At 71.8% G+C, this 20,748-nt stretch carries 19 protein-coding genes, 1 tRNA gene, 2 pseudogenes and 1 riboswitch; of the genes and pseudogenes, 9 read left to right on the forward strand and 13 right to left on the reverse strand.

The window, feature by feature from the left end; translation table 11 throughout:
• Positions 1–318 precede the first annotated feature (318 nt).
• On the forward strand, positions 319–2,466 hold the full coding sequence (gene helR / locus ACSHXN_RS07215) for an RNA polymerase recycling motor ATPase HelR (RefSeq protein WP_356295849.1): 2,148 nt from the start codon (positions 319–321) through the stop codon (positions 2,464–2,466).
• Positions 2,467–2,536: 70 nt separating this feature from the next.
• Here helR and ACSHXN_RS07220 read toward each other — a convergent pair whose 3' ends face one another.
• A complete protein-coding gene (locus ACSHXN_RS07220) occupies positions 2,537–3,724 on the reverse strand; it encodes a thiolase family protein (RefSeq protein WP_355802923.1) in 1,188 nt (395 codons plus the stop codon).
• A gap of 157 nt (positions 3,725–3,881) precedes the next feature.
• On the opposite strand from ACSHXN_RS07220, the gene ACSHXN_RS07225 reads away from it, so the two are divergent.
• From ACSHXN_RS07225 to ACSHXN_RS07260, 8 genes and pseudogenes are all read left to right on the forward strand, one after another.
• Positions 3,882–4,139: a WhiB family transcriptional regulator gene (locus tag ACSHXN_RS07225; protein ID WP_355135734.1), complete on the forward strand. Its 258-nt coding sequence runs from the start codon at positions 3,882–3,884 to the stop codon at positions 4,137–4,139.
• A pseudogene (locus ACSHXN_RS07230) lies at positions 4,136–4,618 on the forward strand (Dps family protein). Before ACSHXN_RS07225 ends, ACSHXN_RS07230 begins: the two are co-directional and overlap by 4 nt.
• A gap of 71 nt (positions 4,619–4,689) precedes the next feature.
• Positions 4,690–4,926 (forward strand): annotated as a pseudogene (locus ACSHXN_RS07235) (DUF3140 domain-containing protein); the annotation flags it as partial.
• 292 nt (positions 4,927–5,218) lie between these two features.
• Positions 5,219–5,313: riboswitch (TPP riboswitch) on the forward strand.
• A complete protein-coding gene (locus ACSHXN_RS07240; RefSeq protein WP_355135736.1) occupies positions 5,305–6,699 on the forward strand; it encodes a purine-cytosine permease family protein in 1,395 nt (464 codons plus the stop codon). (Overlaps the previous riboswitch by 9 nt.)
• A complete protein-coding gene (gene thiD, locus ACSHXN_RS07245) occupies positions 6,696–7,493 on the forward strand; it encodes a bifunctional hydroxymethylpyrimidine kinase/phosphomethylpyrimidine kinase (RefSeq protein ID WP_355135738.1) in 798 nt (265 codons plus the stop codon). Before ACSHXN_RS07240 ends, thiD begins: the two co-directional genes overlap by 4 nt.
• Positions 7,494–7,596: 103 nt before the next feature.
• The gene (locus ACSHXN_RS07250) at positions 7,597–8,853 is read left to right on the forward strand and encodes an arsenic transporter (RefSeq protein WP_355135792.1); all 1,257 of its coding nucleotides are present in this window, start codon (positions 7,597–7,599) and stop codon (positions 8,851–8,853) included.
• 196 nt (positions 8,854–9,049) lie between these two features.
• Entirely contained in the window at positions 9,050–10,489 is a 1,440-nt protein-coding gene (gene gndA / locus ACSHXN_RS07255) for an NADP-dependent phosphogluconate dehydrogenase (RefSeq protein WP_356112746.1), read from the forward strand.
• A gap of 119 nt (positions 10,490–10,608) precedes the next feature.
• Positions 10,609–11,292: a hypothetical protein gene (locus ACSHXN_RS07260; protein WP_355135742.1), complete on the forward strand. Its 684-nt coding sequence runs from the start codon at positions 10,609–10,611 to the stop codon at positions 11,290–11,292.
• 92 nt (positions 11,293–11,384) lie between these two features.
• On the opposite strand, the gene ACSHXN_RS07265 is transcribed toward ACSHXN_RS07260, so the two are convergent.
• From ACSHXN_RS07265 to ACSHXN_RS07320, 12 genes are all read right to left on the reverse strand, one after another.
• Positions 11,385–13,199 carry an ABC transporter ATP-binding protein gene (locus tag ACSHXN_RS07265; RefSeq protein ID WP_355802937.1) on the reverse strand — a complete coding sequence of 605 codons (1,815 nt, stop codon included), beginning with the start codon at positions 13,197–13,199 and terminating at the stop codon, positions 11,385–11,387.
• Between the two features lie 382 nt (positions 13,200–13,581).
• Positions 13,582–13,658 (reverse strand) — tRNA-Pro (locus tag ACSHXN_RS07270).
• A 103-nt stretch (positions 13,659–13,761) separates the two neighbouring features.
• The gene (locus ACSHXN_RS07275) at positions 13,762–14,121 is read right to left on the reverse strand and encodes an MmcQ/YjbR family DNA-binding protein (protein WP_355135746.1); all 360 of its coding nucleotides are present in this window, start codon (positions 14,119–14,121) and stop codon (positions 13,762–13,764) included.
• A 41-nt stretch (positions 14,122–14,162) separates the two neighbouring features.
• Positions 14,163–14,690: a GNAT family N-acetyltransferase gene (locus ACSHXN_RS07280; RefSeq protein WP_438302818.1), complete on the reverse strand. Its 528-nt coding sequence runs from the start codon at positions 14,688–14,690 to the stop codon at positions 14,163–14,165.
• Complete coding sequence (locus tag ACSHXN_RS07285; RefSeq protein WP_438302819.1) at positions 14,687–15,259, reverse strand: helix-turn-helix domain-containing protein; 573 nt, start codon at positions 15,257–15,259, stop codon at positions 14,687–14,689. Before ACSHXN_RS07285 ends, ACSHXN_RS07280 begins: the two co-directional genes overlap by 4 nt.
• An 85-nt stretch (positions 15,260–15,344) precedes the next feature.
• Complete coding sequence (locus ACSHXN_RS07290) at positions 15,345–16,250, reverse strand: LysR family transcriptional regulator (protein ID WP_355135752.1); 906 nt, start codon at positions 16,248–16,250, stop codon at positions 15,345–15,347.
• A gap of 31 nt (positions 16,251–16,281) precedes the next feature.
• A complete protein-coding gene (locus ACSHXN_RS07295) occupies positions 16,282–17,481 on the reverse strand; it encodes a glycine C-acetyltransferase (protein WP_355135754.1) in 1,200 nt (399 codons plus the stop codon).
• A gap of 158 nt (positions 17,482–17,639) precedes the next feature.
• On the reverse strand, positions 17,640–18,668 hold the full coding sequence (gene tdh / locus ACSHXN_RS07300; RefSeq protein WP_355135756.1) for an L-threonine 3-dehydrogenase: 1,029 nt from the start codon (positions 18,666–18,668) through the stop codon (positions 17,640–17,642).
• A gap of 145 nt (positions 18,669–18,813) precedes the next feature.
• Entirely contained in the window at positions 18,814–19,374 is a 561-nt protein-coding gene (locus ACSHXN_RS07305; protein ID WP_355135758.1) for a GAF domain-containing protein, read from the reverse strand.
• A complete protein-coding gene (locus ACSHXN_RS07310; protein WP_356112758.1) occupies positions 19,371–19,970 on the reverse strand; it encodes a GTP-binding protein in 600 nt (199 codons plus the stop codon). The genes ACSHXN_RS07305 and ACSHXN_RS07310 overlap by 4 nt, the downstream gene beginning before the upstream one ends.
• On the reverse strand, positions 19,948–20,328 hold the full coding sequence (locus tag ACSHXN_RS07315) for a DUF742 domain-containing protein (protein ID WP_355135762.1): 381 nt from the start codon (positions 20,326–20,328) through the stop codon (positions 19,948–19,950). Before ACSHXN_RS07315 ends, ACSHXN_RS07310 begins: the two co-directional genes overlap by 23 nt.
• Positions 20,325–20,747, reverse strand: coding sequence for a roadblock/LC7 domain-containing protein (locus ACSHXN_RS07320; protein ID WP_355135764.1), 423 nt, complete (start codon positions 20,745–20,747; stop codon positions 20,325–20,327). The genes ACSHXN_RS07315 and ACSHXN_RS07320 overlap by 4 nt, the downstream gene beginning before the upstream one ends.
• Position 20,748: the final 1 nt, after the last annotated feature.

Below are 20,748 nucleotides of genomic sequence, written 5' to 3' on the forward strand. Positions count from 1 at the left end.
GGCGCCTCGCGAGAGTCCGGCCGCCCACCGGGGCCGATCGATGCGGAGGTGAGCACGCACCCCTCGCCACTCTCAACGTATAGCGCACCGGGGGGCTTGCGGCAAGGCCCGGTCGGTGCCGCACAATCGCACACCGACGCCGGAACTTGCGGAAATGGGAGATTCACGAAGTGCATTTGCTTTTGTCGGTTCATGGGGCGTGCCGTGACGTTGTACCGGCGGGGTGCCGCATGCCGCCGTCGCGGGTGCTCTGCCAGGGGCCGCGGGTGTGCGCGGCGCCGGACTCTGCGGACGCGAACCCGGATCGGAGCCGCTGACATGAACTTCCTGACCACCAGCACGTTCGACCTGCCCGATCGCCTCGCCGCGAAGGCCGACCCGTTGCTGATCGCCGATGACGAGCGGCACTTCGCGGCGATCGCGGAAACTCTGGAACAGACGATCTCCGAACTGTCCGACCGCCTCGACACCGCACTCAAGTCGCCCGGTGGCATCGGGCGGCAGGCGATGGACCGGGACGCGGAGGTCCACCGGCTGACCGCCCGTCTGCGCGCCCTGCGTCGCTTCGGTCTGGACCTGTGCCTCGGCCGCATCGTGGACGCGGACAGCCCGGAGCCCCTGTACGTCGGGCGACTGGGCCTGACGGACAGCACGGGGCGCCGGCTGCTGATCGACTGGCGTTCACCGGCGGCCGAGCCGTTCTTCGCGGCGACCCACGCCCATCCGATGGGTCTGGCGAGCCGCCGCAGGTATCGCTGGACCCGCGGACGGATCAGCGACTACTGGGACGAGGTGTTCACCGCCGACGGGCTGGAGCGGCGCGCCGCTCTCGACGACCAGTCCGCCTTCATCGCCGAGCTGGGCGGCAGCCGCTCGGACCGGATGCGGGACGTGCTCGCCACCATCCAGGCCGACCAGGACGCCGTCATCCGGGCGGCCTCCCCCGGCGCCCTCGTCGTCGACGGCGGTCCCGGCACGGGAAAGACCGTGGTCGCACTGCACCGCTCCGCCTACCTCCTCTACTCCGATCCCCGCATCGACCACCGTCGGGGCGGCGTGCTGTTCGTCGGCCCGCACCAGCCGTACCTGGCCTACGTCTCCGACGTCCTGCCGAGCCTCGGCGAGGACGGGGTGCGGACCTGCACCCTGCGGGACCTGGTCGCCGAGGGGGCCGGAGCGATGATCGAGACCGACCCGGCCGTCGCCCGGCTGAAGTCGTCCGCGAGCATGGTGAAGGCCGTCGAGACGGCCGTGCGGTTCTACGAGTCGCCGCCCACCGGCGCAATGTCGGTGACGACTGCCTGGGGCGACGTTCGGCTGAGTGCGGACGACTGGGCCGAGGCGTTCGAGGCGCCCGACCCCGGTACTCCGCACAACGAGGCGCGCGACCAGATCTGGGAGGCTCTGCTCACCGCACTCCGGGACAAGCACGACGGCGACATCTCGCCCGATCTGTTCCGAAGGGCGCTGCAACGTGACGCGGAACTGGTCGGGGCGCTCAACCGCGCATGGCCGCTGCTCGAAGCCGCCGACCTCGTCGGAGACCTGTGGTCGGTACCCGCCTATCTGCGGCTGTGCGCGCCCTGGTTGAGCCCCGACGACGTCCGCGGACTGCAGCGCACGGAGCCCCAGGCCTGGACGGTGTCCGACCTGCCGCTGCTGGACGCCGCCCGGCAGCGACTCGGCGACCCGGAGGCGTCGAGGCGCAGGCGCCGGCGCAACGCGTCCGTCGCCGCCGAACGCGAGCGCATGGCCGCGGTCATCGACAACGTGCTCGCGGCCGACGAGGACGGCGAGGGCGCGGTGACGATGCTGCGCGGACGGGATCTGCAGGACAGTCTGATCGACGAGGCCGCGCTGCCCGGGACCGCGCAGGAACCGCTGGCCGGCCCGTTCGCGCACATCGTCGTGGACGAGGCGCAGGAACTGACCGACGCGGAGTGGCAGATGCTGCTGCTGCGCTGCCCGTCCCGGAGTTTCACCATCGTCGGGGACCGCGCCCAGGCCCGGCACGGGTTCACCGAGTCCTGGCGTGAGCGGCTCGAGCGGATCGGGCTCGGCCGGATCGATGTGGCGTCCCTGAGCATCAACTACCGCACGCCGAAGGAGGTCATGGCGGAGGCCGAGCCGGCCGTCCGGGCCGTGCTCCCGGACGCCAATGTGCCGACGTCCGTACGCAGCACCGGGATCCCCGTCGTCCACGGCCGCGTCGCGGACCGGGACTCGATCCTCGGCACCTGGCTCGACGGGCATGCCGACGGGGTCGCCTGTGTCATCGGCGACCCCACGTTCCGGGCGACGCCCCGCGTACGGTCGCTGACGCCGGAGTTGGCGAAGGGGCTCGAGTTCGACCTGGTCGTCCTCGTCGACCCGGAGGCCTTCGGCACGGGTGTGGAGGGGGCGGTCGACCGCTATGTCGCGATGACCCGGGCGACCCAGCAGCTCGTCGTGCTCACGAGCTCCTGACGCCGGCCGGGCCGGGTTCCGGCGGCCGGCCACCAGCCGGCCGCGTCACCGACCCGTCCGACGACAGACCCTAGTCGCGCTCGACGAGCACCGTGCTGCCCTGGCCGACCCCCACGCACATGGTGGCGAGGCCGCGGGCGGCACCGGTGCGCCGCATGCGGTGCAGCAGGGTGGTCAGGATGCGGGCGCCCGAGCAGCCGAGCGGATGACCGAGGGCGATGGCGCCGCCGGTGGGGTTGACCAGGTCCGGGTCGATCCCGAGGCGGTCCACGCAGGCGAGGGCCTGGGCCGCGAACGCCTCGTTGAACTCGGCCTCCTGGATGTCGCCGATCGTCCAGCCGACGCGTGCGAGCGCCTTCTCGGTCGCCGGGACGGGACCGATGCCCATGACGTCCGGGTGGACACCGGCCGAGGCCCCCGCGACATAGCGGCCGAGGGACTGCAGGCCGAGCTCGTTCAATGCCTCCTCGCTGACGAGAAGGAGCCCGGCCGCACCGTCGTTCATGGGCGAGGCGTTGCCCGCCGTGACGGTGCCGCCCTCACGGAACACCGGCTTGAGACGGGCGAGTTTCTCGTACGACGTGTCCTCGCGCACACCTTCGTCGGTCGTGACGGCGACACCGTCCGCCCTGGTCACGGGGAGCAGTTCGGCGTCGAAGTACCCGTTCTTGCGGGCGTCGGCGGCCCGCCGGTGGCTGCGCAGGGCGAAGTCGTCCTGGCGCTCGCGGCCGATTCCGTACCGCTCGGCGACCTCCTCGGCGGTCTCGCCCATGGACAGCAGGCCGTGGAGGTCCTTCATCGCCGGGTTGACCAGACGCCAGCCGAGGCGGGTGTCCACGGTCTCCATGCGGTGCGGCAGGGCCTCGTCGGGGCGGGGCAGCACGAACGGGGCGCGGCTCATGGACTCCGAGCCGCCCGCCAGCACGATGTCGGCCTCGCCCGCGGCGACGGTGCGGGCGGCCGTGGTGACCGCCTCCAGGCCGGAGGCGCACAGCCGGTTGACCGTCGCGCCCGGCACGGACTCGGGCAGGCCCGCGAGGAGCGCGGCCATCCGGGCGACGTTGCGGTTGTCCTCGCCCGCCTGGTTCGCGGCGCCCCAGTAGACGTCGTCGATGCGCGCCGGGTCGAGGGCGGGCACGTCGGCCATCAGACCGCGGATCACTGTCGCCGCGAGGTCGTCGGGCCGCACGGAGGACAGAGCGCCACGCAGTCTGCCGATGGGAGTACGGCGGGCTGCAGCGAAGTGGACGGTACGCACGACGGGACTCCTGAGCACCCTCGACGAGTAATTAGCACTGCTAGTTTTTGACTATAGAGCGCGGGGCCGCCACTGGGAAGATCCATCCCCCCGGTATCCCCGGAACGCCCGCTTCCCACCGGGTTTCACCCCCTGCCTCTCGGGCACCCGGGCGCCCATGGAGTGGTTGCGACACGCGGCATGTGTGGAGGAGGACCCCGACTTGTTCTTCCCGGTCGGCACAACGGGACCGGCTCTGGTGGAGGCCGCCGCCGCGAAGCGTGTGTGCCGACGCTGTCCGGTGGCCGGCGATTGCCTCGAGTGGGCACTGGACACCGGGCAGACGGCGGGCGTCTGGGGAGGCACCGACGAGAGGGAACGCGCCGCGCTGCTCCGGTCCAGAAACCGGCCCGTGACAAGGAGAAGCGCACGATGACCGTGGTGCACAGCACCCTGCCCGAACCCGCACGTGCCGTCGCCGGGGAAGCCCTGCAGGAAACCCTGGTCGACCTGGTCGGGCCCTCCCTCATGGCGAAGCAGGCCCACTGGAACATCGTCGGACCGAGGTTCCGTTCGATCCACCTCCAGCTCGACGAGGTGGTGGCCACGGCGCGCTCCTGCTCGGACACCATGGCCGAACGCGCGGCCGCGCTCGGCGTCCCGCCGGACGGCAGGCCGGAGACCGTCGGCTCCGCCTAAGGCCTGCCGGGCGCGAAGGACGGCCGGCTGCGCGACACCGACGTCGTCCGGTTGATGGTCGAGTCGCCCGGGACGGCGATCGGACGCCTGCGCACCCGGATCGACGTGACCGGCGAACCGGACCCGGTCACCCAGGACCTGCTGATCGGGCTCACCGCGGAGCTGGAGAAGCAGCACTGGATGTTCGAGGCGGAGAACCGGCCGCGGGAGGACTGAGCGGACGGCACACCTACGGACACGAGCACGTACGGAGCGGACGGTGCCCGCGAGGGCGAGAGGAGTTCACGATGGCCGACGCCCTGGAGACGGACGCGCTGTGGGACGAGTTCCAGCGGGTGGTGAACATGACGTCCCAGGAACTCGCGGCCTGGCTGCGGGTCCAGGACGCCGACCGGGGAACGGGCACTCCCGGCCGGGCGGACGGCCCCACCGGCCCCCGCGTCGTCGCCATCCTGCAGAAGCGGCGCATGGACCTCACCGACGACGACATCCGGGTCATGCGCGAGGTGGTGGACCAGGTGACGCTCGAGCAGAACAGGTAGAGGGCTCGGCGACCGTCGCGGCGAAGGCCGCCGTGCCCCACCGGGACATCGGTCCGGGGACGCGGGCGAAACCCGCCGCGAACACCGAACCCGGCGCCCCGGCCCGGGCGTTGCCGGGGGCCGCTCGTCAGGTACGCGGTCCGGACCGTCCCGGGGCACGCCGCACGGGCGGGCCGCGGCGGCGTCACGCAGCGAGGCTCCGACCGGCCGCCACCGCATCCGGTGGCGGCCCTTCTGTATGGCACATCCGGCGGCTCGGGTTAGTCTTGCCGCCGTACCGGACACGGGGTGCCCCACCTGCGGGCTGAGATCACACCCGTTGAACCTGAACCAGTTCGTACTGGCGGAGGGATGTCTTTCATGCCATTGGCGCATGTCTCCGGCGGGCTGCCCGCCGACGGCCGGCGGACCGTCTTCGACGGGCGGATGCCCACCGCTCCCGGCGATCTCAGGGTCGAGGGACACGGCATCGAACCGGTCCCCGAGAGCAATCGCTACGGCGGCGCGGGCCGGCTGTTCACGGTGTGGTTCGCCCCCAATCTGACCATGACGGGTGTCTTCACGGGCACCATCGGCATCACGCTCGGCCTCGACTTCACCACGGCACTCCTCGCCGTCGTACTGGGCACGGTGCTCGGTGCAGTCCCCACGGCCTACCTCGGCACCTGGGGAAGCCGCACCGGTGCGGGCCAGCTCCCGCTCGCCCGGCTCGCGTTCGGACGCGCGGTGGTGCTGCCGGGAGCCCTGCAGTGGCTGTCCTCGGTCGCCTGGGACGCACTGATCGGCCTGTTCGGCGGGGACGCGCTTGCACGCCTGTGCGGCTGGCCGTTCTGGCTCGGGGTGCTGGTCATGATGCTGGGGCAGGGTGCGCTCGGGGTGCTCGGCTACGAGGCGATCCACCGTCTTCAGATCGTCATGACCTTCGTCCTCGCGGCCGCCTTCGCACTGATCGCCGTACGGATGCCGTCGGGCGTCCACCCCGCCCTGTCGGGCAGTGCACACGGTGCGGACCGGGCGGGCGCGTTCGTACTGACCAGCACCATCGCCCTGAGTCTGACCCTGTCCTGGGCCCCGTACGCCAGCGACTTCAGCCGATATCTGCCGCGCACCACGTCCCGGACCCGGATGTTCTGGTACACGCTGCTCGGTCTGGTCGTGTCGTTCATGGCCGTGCAGGTCCTCGGTCTGTGGGGCGCCTCGGCGCTCACCGACCAGACGGCCGCCGGGGTGGAGCAGTTGCTCGGCGGAGGCGCGCCGGGCGCGTTCGGACTGCTCGCGGTGGCGCTGGCGGCCCTGTGCAGCAACGCCATGAACGACTACAGCGGCTCACTGGCACTGCAGACCATCGGCCTGCGCATACCGCGCCCGGTGGCGGCCGCCCTTGCCGCCGCTCTCGGATTCCCGCTGGTGCTGTGGATGCACGCGGCCGACACCACCGCCCGCTTCCAGAACGTGCTGCTGTTCGTCGGCTACTGGATCCCCGGGTTCGTGGCGATCGTGGTCGTCGACTGGCTCGTGCGGCGCGGCCGAGTGACCGACCTCGCCGCCGAGACGGCCCGGCCGCGGTCGGTGTGGCCGCCGCTGCTCGCCTTCGCCGGCGCCTTCGCCGCCGCGGTGCCGTTCATGGACACGGGCCTGTATGCGGGTCCGGTGGCCCGTGCGCTGCACGGCGCCGACGTCTCGTACTACGTGGCGTTCCTGGTGGCCCTCGCGGTGTACGCCCCGCTGCGCGTCCGAGAGGAGGGCCGCGCATGACCGCCCCGCCGCGCGTCCTGACCATCGCCGGCTCCGACTCCGGGGGCGGAGCCGGGATCCAGGCCGATCTCAAGACCATGCTGGCGCTGGGCGCCCACGGCATGAGCGTGGTCACCGCGGTCACCGCGCAGAACTCCGTCGGCGTGCAGGGCGCCTGGGAACTGCCGGTGGAGGCGGTGCGCGCCCAGTACCGCAGCGTGGTCGACGACATCGGCGTCCAGGCGGTGAAGACCGGCATGCTCGCCTCGCCCCGGCTGGTCACGGTGGTGGCCGAACTGCTTGCGGACGTGGGGGTTCCGGTCGTGGTGGACCCGGTGAGCGTCTCCAAGCACGGGGACCGGCTGCTCGCCGACGACGCGCTGGACGCGGTGCGGACCAGGCTGCTGCCGCGCGCGACGGTGACCACGCCGAACCTGGACGAGGTCGCGGAGCTGACCGGCATCGCGGTGACCGACGAGGAGGGCATGCGCCGCGCGTCCGCGGAACTGCTCTCGTACGGGCCCCGGTGGGTGCTCGTGAAGGGCGGGCATCTGCCCGGTGCGGCCGTCGACCTGCTGACCGACGGCCGCGAGGAGCACTGGCTGCGCGCCCCGCGCCACGACAACCGGCACACCCACGGCACGGGCTGCACCCTCGCCTCCGCGGTCGCGGTGGGGCTCGCCCAGGGTCTCGAGGTGCCGCAGGCCGTGCGGCAGGCCAAGGAGTACGTCACCGAGGCCATCGCGGCGGGCTTCGCCCTGGGGGCCGGCATCGGGCCGGTGGACCACGGTTGGCGACTGCGGGCGGGTGGGTGACGGCGACGCCGCACCGTCGTCCGGGGCGCTGCGCGTCGAGCGATGCCGTCCGACCTGGTGTGATGGAAGGGCACCGCCGAATCCGTACCGGAAGGACCGCACTCTGAACACCCCGCTCGCCGAGGCCCTCTCCATCGTTCTGCTCGTCGCCGTACTGGCCGGCGCCGTGGTGCGTCCCTTCGGGCTGCCGGAGGCCGTCGTCGCGGTTCCGGCAGCCGGGATCGCGATCGCGGCCGGCGCCATCTCCCCGGCTCATGCGGGGGCCGAGGCCCAGCGGCTCGGGCCCGTGGTCGGCTTTCTGGCGGCGGTGCTGGTACTGGCCCACTTCTGCGACGTGGAGGGGCTGTTCCGGGCGTGCGGCGCCTGGATGGCGCGCTGGGCGGCCGGCCGGCCCGGTCGCCTGCTGACCGCGGTGTTCACCCTCGCCTCGGTGATCACCGCCGTGCTCAGCCTGGACGCCACGGTCGTGCTGCTCACCCCGGTCGTGTTCGCCACGGCGGCCCATATGGGTGCCCGTCCCAAACCCCACCTCTACGCCTGCACCCATCTGTCGAACACCGCCTCGCTGCTGCTGCCGGTCTCCAATCTCACCAACCTGCTCGCGTTCGGCGCCTCGGGGCTGAGCTTCACGCGGTTCGCCGCTCTGATGGCCCTGCCGTGGCTGGTCGCCGTCACCGCCGAGTACGTCGTCTTCCGCAGGTTCTTCCATCGGGACCTCGACGCCGGAGCCGCGGCACCGGTCCGGGACGAGCCGCCCCCGCTCCCCCTGTTCGCCCTGTTGACCGTGGCCTGCACGCTCGCAGGGTTCGTGATCGCGTCCGCCTTCGGCATCGACCCCGCCTGGTCGGCGCTGGCCGGAGCGCTGGTACTGGCCGTGCGGGCGCTCGTCCGGCGCCGGGCCACCCCCCTCACCGTGGTGCGGGCGGCGGCACCTTCCTTCCTGGCGTTCGTGCTGGCGCTCGGTGTGGTGGTGCGCGCGGTGGTCGACAACGGGCTCGCCGACGCACTCGGCCGGGTGCTCCCCGACGGGACCGGCCTGCCCGCACTGCTGGGCATCGCCGCCCTGGCCGCCGTACTGGCCAATCTGATCAACAATCTGCCGGCGGTCCTGGTCCTGCTGCCGCTGACCGTCCCGTCGGGTCCGGGTGCGGTCCTCGCCGTCCTGCTCGGCGTGAACATCGGCCCCAACCTCACCTACGCCGGCTCCCTGGCCACTCTGCTGTGGCGGCGTATCGTCCACCAGCACGAGCACGCCGTCGACCTCAAGGAGTTCACCGGGCTCGGAGCGATCGCCGTGCCGACCGCGCTGGTGGGCGCGGTGGCGGCGCTCTGGGTCTCCCTCCACGTCCTCGGTGCCTGACCGGGCCGGCCTCGCTCGGTCGGGCGGGCGCCACCGGCACGCGCTCCGGTGGCGCGCCGAGATCCCGCGGCCCGCGGTGAGCAACTCCCGCCCCGCCGTCCGTACCTGATCGCGACAGCGGTACGAGCCGCACCGAGCGAGGTCCGCCGCACCCGGGAAGGACACGGGCGGTGGATCCGGACCCAAGGAGCACAGCATGCAGGCGACCGCGCAGATCGGCGTCACCGGGCTCGCGGTGATGGGCCGCAACCTGGCCCGGAACTTCGCGCGGAACGGGTACACCGTGGCCGTGCACAACCGCACCCCGACCCGGACCAAGGCGCTGGTCGAGGAGTTCGGGCACGAGGGCGCGTTCGTGGCCGCCGGGACGGCCGAGGAGTTCGTGGCGGCGCTGGAGCGTCCGCGCCGCTTGATGATCATGGTGCAGGCGGGCGACGCGACCGATGCCGTGATCGAGGAGTTCGCGCCGCTCCTGGAGCCCGGCGACATGATCATCGACGGTGGCAACGCGCACTTCTCCGACACCCGGCGCCGGGAGCGGTCGCTGCGCGATCGGGGCATCCACTTCGTCGGCGCGGGTGTCTCCGGCGGCGAGGAGGGCGCCCTGCACGGACCGAGCATCATGCCCGGCGGTTCCCCGGAGTCGTATGCCTCGCTGGGGCCGATGTTCGAGAAGATCAGTGCCGAGGTCGACGGCGAGCCGTGCACGACGCACATCGGCACCGACGGCGCCGGGCACTTCGTGAAGATGGTGCACAACGGCATCGAATACGCGGACATGCAGGTGATCGGTGAGGCCTACGACCTGCTGCGCCAGGTGGCGGGCTACTCCCCCGCCGAGATCGCCGGCATCTTCCGCCAGTGGAACAAGGGGCGCCTGGACTCGTATCTGATCGAGATCACGGCGGAGGTGCTCGCCCACGTGGACGCCTCGACCGGCGAGCCGTTCGTGGACGTCGTCGCCGACGCCGCCGGGCAGAAGGGAACCGGGCGCTGGACCGTGCAGACCGCTCTGGACCTGGGCTCCCCCGTCACCGCCATCGCCCAGGCCACCTTCGCCCGCGCCGCCTCCGGGCAGTCCGCGCTGCGCCACGCCTACCGCGGGCTGCCGGGCGGCACGCGGTGGGACCTCACCCGGTACGAGGCCGAGCGCTTCACCGCGCAGGTGGAACAGGCCCTCTACGCCTCGAAGCTGATCGCCTACGACCAGGGCTGGAAGATGATCCTGGACGCCGCCGCGGAGTACGGCTGGGAGATCGACCTCGGCGCGGTCGCCAGGATCTGGCGCGGCGGCTGCATCATCCGCGCCGCCTTCCTCGACCGCATCCGGGCCGCCTGTGCCGCCGATCCGGGTCTGGTCAGCCTGCTGTCCGACGCGGGGTTCGCGGCCGAGATCGGGGACGCCCAGGTGCCCTGGCGCGAGGTGGTCGCCACGGCGGCCCGCAGGGGTGTGCCGGTGCCCGCGTTCTCCGCCGCCCTCTCGTACTACGACTCCCTGCGCGCCGAACGCCTGCCGGCCGCCCTCACCCAGGGCCAGCGCGACTACTTCGGCGCGCACACCTACCGGCGGGTCGATCGCGAGGGCAGCTTCCACACGCTCTGGGGCACGACCGACCGCGCCGAGACGCAGGGCTGAACCGTGCGCCGGGCTCCCCGTTCGGGGAGCCCGGCGCTCCGGACGCCGCCGTCGGTACGGACGCGCCCGCCGCTCCCCCTGCGAAGGAGCCGCCCCGACGCCGTACGACACTTACCCGCATGACTGATGCACCGCAGAAGGCCAAGGTCCCCGCGTGGCGGCGGCCGACCGACGGTGAGCACCGCTGGCAGGTCGCCGCGGTTCTGGCGCTCATCATCGCCGCCCAACTCGCGGAGCCCCGAAAGCTGACTCTCCACCCTCACTGGCTGCTGCCCGCCGTGGAGGGCGTCTTCCTCGCGGTGCTTCTGCTCAGCAATCCGGGCAGGATCAATCGCGAGTCGGTTCCGCTCCGCAGCGCGTCCCTGGCTCTCGCGGCGCTCGCCAGCCTGGCCAACGCCTGGTCACTGGTGCTGCTCCTCACCGCCCTGCTCACCGGGCACGAGGAACGTTCCGCCAGCTCACTGCTCCTGGTCGCGGCCGGCATCTGGGGCACCAACATCGTCGTCTTCGCCCTGTGGTACTGGGAGTTCGACCGTGGCGGCCCCGTCGCCCGCGCACACGCCCACCGCGCGCATCCCGATTTCCTCTTCCCGCAGATGCAGGTGCAGGAGCTGGTAAGCCGGGACTGGGAACCGGCGTTCTTCGACTACCTGTATGTCTCGTACACCAACGCGACCGCGTTCAGCCCGACCGACACGATGCCCATGTCACGGTGGGCGAAGCTGCTGATGCTCATGCAGTCGGCCGTCTCCATCGTCACGGTGGGCCTGGTCGTGGCTCGCGCGGTGAACATCATGCGGTGACGGAGGGAACGACGGCGGCCGCAGGCCGGCCGCCGAGGTCCCCTTCGCAGCACGGGATCGCGTGCCGGGGCGCCCGGGGCGCAGGCAGGCGATCAGTGCAGTTCGGCCCGCGCGGGACTGTCGTCGAGGAAGCCGCCCGACTGGTGCTGCCACAGCTTCGCGTAGGCGCCCTCCGATGCAAGCAACTCCTGGTGGGTGCCCTGCTCGACGATCCGGCCGCGGTCGAGGACCACCAGCCGGTCCATGCCGGCGACGGTGCTCAGCCGGTGCGCCACGACGAGCGCCGTCCGCCCGTCCATGAGCCGCCACAGCGCTTCCTGGACGAGGATCTCGCTCTCGGAGTCCAGCGCACTGGTCGCCTCGTCCAGCAGCAGGATCGGCGCGTCGCGCAGGATCGCCCTGGCGAGTGCGACCCGCTGCCGCTGTCCGCCGGACAGCTTGACACCGCGCTCGCCCACCATGGTGTCGAAGCCGTCCGGCAGCGCGTCGGCGAACTCCGTGACGTGCGCCGCCTCGGCGGCACGCCGGATCTCGGCGTCGGTGGCGTCCGGCCGGGCGAACGCGATGTTGTCCCGCAGTGAGCGGTGGAACATGGCCGGGTCCTGCGGCACGTAGGCGATCAGACTGCGCAGGTCCGCCTGGCGCAGCCTGCTGATGTCCTGACCTCCGACCAGGATCCGGCCCGCGTCGATGTCGGTCATCCGCAGCAACAGCCGGGTCAGGGTGGTCTTGCCGCCGCCGGACCGGCCGACGAGTCCGATCCTCGACCCGCTGGACACGGCCAGGTCGAGCCCTTCGAAGAGCGGCTTGCCGCCTCCGTGGGCGAAGGTCACCCGTTCGAAGCGGACATCGCCGGTCCTGGACCGCAGGACCTCGGGTGTCGCCGGGTCGAGCACGGTCGGAGGGGTCAGCAGCAGTTCGGTGAACTGTGCGGCCTCCGTCATCGAGCTCTCCAGACGACGATAGATCTGGTTGAACTCGAACATGATCCGGGTGGCGTTGCTGTAGTACGTGAAGGCCACCACGACGGCCTCCACACCGTGCCGGCCCCCGCCCAGCATGACCGCGAGCAGCAGGCCCAGGGCGTTGGTCAGCACGGACATCGGCGCGACCAGCGTGTCGATGCGCAGGTTGCCGTAGTCCCACGACTTGAGCGTCAGACGCCGCGACTCGGCGACGCGGGACCGGTGTTCGGCGGCCTCGCTTTCCTCGGCTGCGAACGCCCGGACCGTGTCCATGTTCATCAGGCTGTCGGCGACATGGCCGGACACCCGGGCGATCGCCTCCTCGCGCTGATCGACGAGTGCCTGGCGGCGACGGATGAGGGGCACCACGCACAGCGCCGTCAGTGCGATCATCGCCAAGAGCCCGACGACGAGCAGCGGTTCGTAGCGCCACAGCACCACCGAGCCGAACAGCAGCGGCACGAAGCTGCCCACGACGTTGAACGTCAGCGTGTCGACGAACTCCTCGAAGCGGGAGGCGAAGCTCAGAACCCGCTTGGTCAGCGATCCGGCGAAGTTGTCGTGGAAGAAGGCGGCGTCCCTGGCGAACAGTTCGTCCATGCCCAGCACGTACAGGCGCTCGATGCCGAGGGCGTCCAGACGGTTCAGGCAGTGGAGGCCGAGGCGCCACAGCGCCTCGGCGACCAGCAGGGCGCAGCCGAAGCCGAGGACGTAGGGAAGCATCGAACCGACGCCGATGCCGGAGTCGCCGGCGATGCGGCCGACGAGTTTCGCGACGATCAGCGGCGCGATGTAGTTGATGCCGATGTTGCCCAGCGCCGGCAGCAGCATCGCGGGCAGCGTGAGCCGCCTCTGCCGTGCCAACTCCCTTGCGTAGTAACGAAGTGCCAGGAGCACGGAACGCTTGCCCGGCGCGACCTTGCGCGAATCAGGTGATCCCATCCCAACCCTGTGGTGTCGTGCGGCGGCGCCACGTGCTTCTTCCGGGTGGTGACGCTGCCTCGATGGCCGTGTGGAGGTGCGGTTCGGGGGGCGGCCCTCGTTCGGGTCGCGAGCGGTCGGACGGGACACGACGGGGGTGCCCCGTGCGGCTCGTGGGGACAACGACGGACGAACAGGGGCAGACCAGGAGTCGAAGTGTCCCGCGGCGGCGCCCACGGAGTCCAAGCCTTTTCCCGGATGGCGGAAGAGCGCGCACAGCCCTGGGACGACTGCCCGGTCACGGCCCGCGATGCCTGGACCTCACGGGCGGCCATCGAAGGGCGGACACGAGGAAGGCCGTCTTCCCATCTCTGAGAAAACGGCCTCCGACCTGCAATGAAGCTGGTCGGGACGACAGGATTTGAACCTGCGACCCCTTGACCCCCAGTCAAGTGCGCTACCAAGCTGCGCCACGTCCCGTTGCCCGCCTGACCTGGGGTTTCCCCCGGCCGAACGCGCACAGAAACAATACCGCACTCGGGCCGGTGGTCGCGCACCGGTTTGTCCGCCGGTCACCCGCACGTCAGTCCCCGGCCGCGAGGCCCAGCTCCGGGTGGTGGTCGAGCAGGCGCGGCGGGGCCGCCTGGCGCCAGGAGTCGGCCAGGATGTCGCGCAGCTCCGCCTCGTCCTCGAGGGTCGCGAGGCGCACTCGGATCCAGGCGAACTGCGCTTCGTGATCGGCGACCCAGAACTTCCCGGGCTCGGCCAGGACCAGCTCGTCCCGCTCCTCCTTGGGGCACCGCACCGCCATGGACGTCTCGTCCTCGGGCAGCGTGGCGAACATCTTCCCCGCGACCCGGAACGTGGGCATGTTCCAGGCGGTCTTCTCGGCCGTGTCCGGCAGGGACAGGGCGATACGGCGTACGTCTTCGGCGTCCGGCATGTCCCGCACCGTAACCAATGCCACTGACAGAGACCGCACGCTCAGCGGGAATCCGCCACACGCTTGTAGAAGACCGTCGTCGGATGCGGGAGGCCGGCCGGTGTCGCCGCGTAGTCCGGAATCGCCCCGAGCCGTGTCCACCCCGCGGAGCCGTACAGGGCCTCGGCCGTGCTGCCGGTCTCGGTGTCCAGGTGGAGCAGGGTGATCCCGGCCGCCGCGGCCCCCTGTTCGGCCGCGGCCAGCAGTCGGCGCCCCAGGCCCCGGCCGCGGGCCTCCCGGTGCACCATGAGCTTGACCAGTTCGGCGCGGTGGCGGCTGTTCGCCTTGTCCGGGAAGGCCAGTCCGACCGTGCCCAGCACCCGGTCCCCCTCGTGGGCCACCCACACCGCGAGACCGCCCGCCTCGACCGCGGCGGCCCGCGCCCGCCACCAGGCGACCGCCTCGGACCGCTCGAGCGGCGCCAGGAAGCCGATCGAGGCTCCACCGTGCACGCTGTCGGTCAGCAGTTCGGCCAGGCCCTCCGCCCGGGCGAGCACCTCGGTCCCGCTCAGCGCGGCGATCGCGGTCATGGGAGCACCACGACGAGTGCGTACCGCACGCTGTCGGGCCCGGGGCACCGGAACCGGGTCGCCCCCCACACCCGCAGCCGCAGACAGTCGCCGGCGCAGAGCCGGTGCTCCACGTCCCCGGCCGTCACCTCCAGCGCGCCGTCGATGACCCAGATGTGCTGTTCGAGTCCGGGCACGGGCGGCCGGTCGTACGCGATGTCGGCGCCCGCCGCGAGCCGCCCCTCCACGAGTTCGCCGCGCAGTCCGGGATGCGGAGGGGACACCGACCGCCGTACGAAACCGGAGGCCGAGTCCCGCCACACGGTCTGCTCGGCGGCGCGGACCACCTGCGCGGGCTCCGCCTCGACCTCGCTCAGCAGCCGGGACATCGTGCGGCCGTAGACCGCGCAGAGCCGATTGAGCAGCGAAGCGGTCGGGCTGATCTCGGCACGTTCGGCCCGGGAGAGGGTCGAGCGGCTCACCCCGCTGCGCTCCGCCAGTTCCTCCAGGGACCAGCCGCGCTCCGCCCGCAGCTCGGCCAGGCGTCCGGCGAGCCGGGCGTCCACGCTGTTGATCACTTCGCCGTCCATATCCGGGATGCTATCTCACATACGAGAATCGCTCCCCATGTGTGGGCGGGACTCCGCCGACGAACGCAGGCCCCGGCGGGGTCGGTCAGTCCTCGGTGGCGGCCTCCGCCAGCGCGTCCAGTACCGGCCGGATCAGAGGGTGCTCCTCCGCGCCCCGGCGCACGGCGGCGAAGACCCGGCGCGTGGGCGCGACCCCGTCGACCGGGCGGACGACCACACCGGTGAGGTCCATGCCACGCAGGGCCGAACGGGGCACCAGTGCGACCCCGGCGCCGGCGGAGGCGAGCGCGACGACCGCGCGGAAGTCGTCCGAGGAGTGTTCGAGGCGGGGCTGGAATCCGGCGTGCTCGCAGGCGAGGACGACGACGTCGTGGCAGGGATTGCCGGCATACGGGCCGATCCACGCGTCCCTGGCCAGCTCGCCGAGCGGGACCTCGCCCGCGTCCGCGAGGCGATGGGTGAACGGCACCACCGCGTCGAAGGGCTCCGCATACAGCGGAACATGGGTGAGCCGGGGGTCGTCCGCGTCGGGTGCGCCGCGGTACTCGACGGCGACCGCGACATCGACCTGCCGGTCCAGCACCATCGGCAGGCTCGCATCGCCCTCGGCGTCCTGGACCCGCACCCGGATTCCGGGCGCGGTCCGGGCGAGCCGGGCCAGCGCGGGCGCGACGACCAGCCCGATGCCGGTGGCGAAGGAGGCCAGAGTCACGGTGCCGGCGGACCCCGCGCCGTACGCCGCCAGCTCGGCCTCGGCGCGCTCCAGTTGGGCGAGGACGGCGTGGGTGTGGCTGAGCAGGATCTCGCCGGCCGGGGTGAGTCGCACCCCCTTGGCACTGCGCTCGACCAGCCGGTGGCCGGTCTCCTGTTCCAGCGCGGTGAGCTGCTGGGACACCGCGGAGGGGGTGAGATAGAGCGCGGCGGCAGCGGCCGTCACGGTGCGGTGGTCCGCCACCGCACGGAGGATGTGCAGCCGCCGCGCTTCGATCATGCGACCGATTATCGCAAGAGCGCGGGGCGTCTCAGGCCTCCAGCTCCGCCCGGGCCGCGACGAACGCGTCGACCGCGCGGTCGACGTCGGCCGTGGAGTGCGCGGCGGACAGCTGCACACGGATGCGGGCCTGGCCCTGCGGGACCACCGGGTAGGAGAACCCGATGACGTAGACGCCGCGCTCCAGCAGCAGCTCGGCCATGCGGCCGGCTCGCGCCGCGTCGCCGATCATGACCGGGGCGATCGCGTGGTCGCCGGGCAGGATGTCGAAGCCCTCCTCCGTCATGCGGCGCCGGAAGAGCGCGGTGTTCTCGGCCAGCTTCTCGCGCAGGTCACCCGCCGACTCCAGCAGGTCGAGCACCTTGAGCGAAGCCGCCGCGATCACGGGGGCGAGCGTGTTCGAGAAGAGATAGGGCCGGGAACGCTGGCGCAGCAGTGCGACGATCTCGGCACGGGCGGCGACATAGCCGCCGGAGGCCCCGCCGAGCGCCTTGCCGAGCGTGCCGGTGACGACGTCGACACGGTCCATGACGCCGTGCAGCTCGGGGGTGCCGCGGCCACCGGGGCCGACGAAACCCACGGCGTGCGAGTCGTCGACCATGACCATGGCGTCGTAGCGGTCGGCGAGGTCGCAGATCTCGCGCAGCGGCGCCACATAGCCGTCCATGGAGAAGACGCCGTCGGTGACGATCAGCTTGCGGCGCGCACCGCCCTCGGAAGCCTCCTTCAGCTGCTGCTCGAGGTCCGCCATGTCGCGGTTGGCGTAGCGGAAGCGGCGGGCCTTGGACAGCCGGATGCCGTCGATGATCGAGGCGTGGTTGAGGGCGTCGGAGATGACGGCGTCCTCCGGGCCGAGCAGGGTCTCGAACACACCGCCGTTGGCGTCGAAGCAGGAGGAGTACAGGATCGTGTCCTCCTGGCCGAGGAACGCGGACAGCCGCGCCTCCAGCTCCTTGTGCACCTCCTGCGTACCGCAGATGAAGCGCACGGAGGCCATGCCGTAGCCCCAGCGGTCCAGCGCCTCGTGTGCCGCGGCGATCACCTCGGGGTGGTCGGCGAGGCCGAGGTAGTTGTTGGCGCAGAAGTTGAGCACCTCGCCGGGGCGGCCGCCGGCGCTCACGCGCACGGTCGCGGACTGCGGGCTGTCGATCACACGCTCGGGCTTGTGCAGCCCGGCGGCGCGGATCTCGTCGAGGGTGGCGCGCAGGTCGTCGCGCACGGAGTCGAACATCGGAAAAGCTCCTTGGGTGCGAAGGGCGAGTGGGGCGATGGGCGGTGCCGGTGCCGAGAGAGCGCCGCGGGACGGGAGAGGGCCCGATCCGGGGCGGCCGAACACGGTCGGCCTCTCGGCGCCTGCTCACAGGGCCCGGGGGCGAACCGAGCCGCGCGTCAGGCGGTCCAGTCGAGGATGACCTTGCCGCCCTTGCCGCTCGCCGCGTCCGCGAACGCCGCCTCGAAGTCGCGGTAGTCGTAACGGCCGGTGATCACGGGGGCCAGGTCGAGTCCACCCTCGAGCAGGACCGACATCGCATACCAGGTCTCGAACATCTCGCGCCCGTAGATGCCCTTGATCGTGATCATGGAGGTGACGATCCGGGACCAGTCGACGGGGAACTCCTGGGACGGCAGCCCGAGCATCGCGATCCGCCCGCCGTGCGTCATGTTCGCGATCATGTCGCGCATCGCCTCGGGGCGGCCCGACATCTCCAGACCGATGTCGAAGCCCTCGCGCAGCCCCAGCTCGCGCTGGCCGTCGGCGATGGTGGCCTCGGAGACGTTCAGCGCGAGGCTCACGCCGATCTTGCGTGCCAGCTCCAGCCGCTCCTCGCTGACGTCGGTGATGACGACGTTGCGGGCGCCCGCGTGGCGGGCCACGGCCGCGGCCATCAGACCGATCGGACCCGCGCCCGTGATCAGGACGTCCTCGCCGACCAGCGGGAAGGAGAGAGCCGTGTGCACGGCGTTGCCGAACGGATCGAAGATCGCGGCGACGTCGAGGTCGACGGGAACCCGGTGGACCCACACGTTCGAGGCGGGCAGCGCCACGTACTCGGCGAACGCGCCGTCGCGTCCCACGCCGAGCCCGACCGTCGCACGGCACAGATGGCGGCGTCCGGCCAGGCAGTTGCGGCACTTGCCGCACACCAGGTGGCCCTCTCCGCTGACGCGGTCGCCGATCTTCACCTCGGTGACGTCCCGGCCGGTTTCGACGACCTCGCCGACGAACTCGTGCCCGACCACCAGCGGGGGGCGGATGGACCGCTGCGCCCAGCCGTCCCAGGAGCGGATGTGCAGATCGGTACCGCAGATCCCGGTCCGGAGGACCTTGATCAGTACGTCACCCGGGCCGACCTGCGGCTCCGGGACGTCGGTGAGCCAAAGCCCCGGTTCCGCCTTGTCCTTGACCAGCGCCTTCAACGCTACGGCTCCTGTGGGTGCGATCCCGGAACCGGGCGTGCCGAAGGAGCCCCTACCGGGAAGAGAGATGAGATCAGTCAGAAATCTGCCGTACCGGAGGCGCCCGGTCCATCGAGGATTTCTTAAGCTCGGCCGCAGCTTTCCTTCACGCCCCGCCTCCGGCGGCCCCGGTCCGCTCCTGCTCGATCCGCTCGGCCAGTTCCGCGGCGAGCGCCTTGATGGTCTCCAGTCCCGACCGGCCCCAGGGGCGCGGTTCGAGGTCGAGCGCACAGACCGTGCCGAGGGCGAGGCCCGTCCGGTCGACGAGCGGGGCTCCCAGGTAGGAGCGGACGCCGAGTTCGTCCACGACCGGGTTGGAGGCGAAGCGCGGGTAGTCGCGGACGTCCTCGAGCACAAGCGCCTTGCCCCGGACCACCACATGCGGACAGAACCCGTACGCGCGGCCCAGGTGGCGGACCGGTTCCGGGCGCGCGCCGTCGGCGACGAGCGGCCGGTCGGCGGGCTGGTGGAGTCCGGCGAAGAACTGGCGGTGCTCACCGATGAAGTTCACCATCGCGTAGGGCGCGGCGGCGACGTCGGCGACGCGGGCGGCGAACGCGTCGAACTCAGGTTCCGCGCGCTCCCCGAGCCCCAGCAGGCGCAGCCGTTGGACGCGCGCGGCGGCGTCCTTGTCCTCCGGGGTCAGCAGCAGTCGTCCCGGGATCATGCGCGGACCCCCCGGTTCGTGGCCGCCGCCGGGGCAAGCACGAGGAGATGACGGACGAGCGTGAGCAGGGTCTGCACACCCGAGCTGGAGATCCGGGCGTCACAGCACACGACGGGGATCTCGGGGGCGAGGTCCAGGGCGGAGCGCACCTCCTCCTGGCCGTAGCGGTGGCCGCCGTCGAACTCGTTGACGGCGACGACGAATCCGAGGCCGCGCTGCTCGAAGAAGTCGACGGCGGCGAAGCAGTCCTCCAGCCGCCGGGTGTCGGCGAGGATCACCGCTCCGAGTGCCCCCTCGGAGAGCTCGTCCCACATGAACCAGAACCGCTCCTGTCCGGGAGTCCCGAACAGGTACAGCACGTGCTGCGCATCGAGGGTGATGCGGCCGAAGTCCATCGCCACGGTCGTCTCGACCTTGTTCTCGATGCCCTCGAGGCTGTCGGTCGCGGCGCCGACCGTGGTGAGAAGTTCCTCCGTGCTCAGCGGGGCGATCTCGCTGACCGCACCCACGAAGGTCGTCTTGCCCACCCCGAACCCTCCCGCCACCAGGACTTTCACGGCGGTGGGGAAGGGGTCAGAGCTGTCGTCGTAATCCATCGAGCACTGCCTCCAGAAGGGACCGGTCGGTGGGGTTGTGGTGGTGGGCGGGGGGCCTGGTGGTGAGCGCCCCGCAGTCGACGAGGTCGGACAGCAGCACCTTGGTCACCGCCGCCGGAAGCCTCAGGTGAGCGGCCAGTTCGGCGACCGAGACGGGTGCCCGGCACAGGTCGAGCGCCTCGGAGTGCTCGGGGCCGAGGTAGCCGAGGGGGACGACGCCGGTGGTCCTCACCTGGGACAGCAGGTCGAACGCGGTGCTCGGCCGGGTGCGGCCGCCGCTGACCGTGTAGGGACGTACGAGCCGTCCGGCTGCGGCGTCGAGCCAGGGGCCGTCGCCGGCCGCCGCGGTGACGTTCAAGGCCGGGTCGCCGTGGAGCGGCGCGGAGCGGTCGCGAGAAACGGCCGCACACTCTTGACGAGCATCGCCATCTCGTAGCCGAGGACCGCGGCATCGGCCTCTCGGTCGGCGAGGACGGCGAGACAGGTGCCCGAGCCCGCGGTGGTGACGAACAGCAGCGTGGAGTCGAGTTCGACGACGATCTGCCGGACGTCGCCCCCGTCGCCGAAGCGGATGCCCGCGCTGCGGCCGAGGGAGTGGAGGCCGGAGGCGAGAGCGGCCATGTGGTCGGCGCTGTCCGGGTCGAGGCCGTGGACGGACTTCACGAGACCGTCGCAGGACAGGAGGACCGCGCTCGTGGTGTGCGGCACGCGCTGCACGAGCCCGCTCATCAGCCAGTCGAGGTCGGAGGCATCGGCGGTCGGCACTTCGCTCGCCATG

It is taken from the genome of Streptomyces sp. HUAS TT11 (assembly GCF_051553595.1).
Taxonomy (GTDB): Bacteria; Actinomycetota; Actinomycetes; order Streptomycetales; family Streptomycetaceae; genus Streptomyces.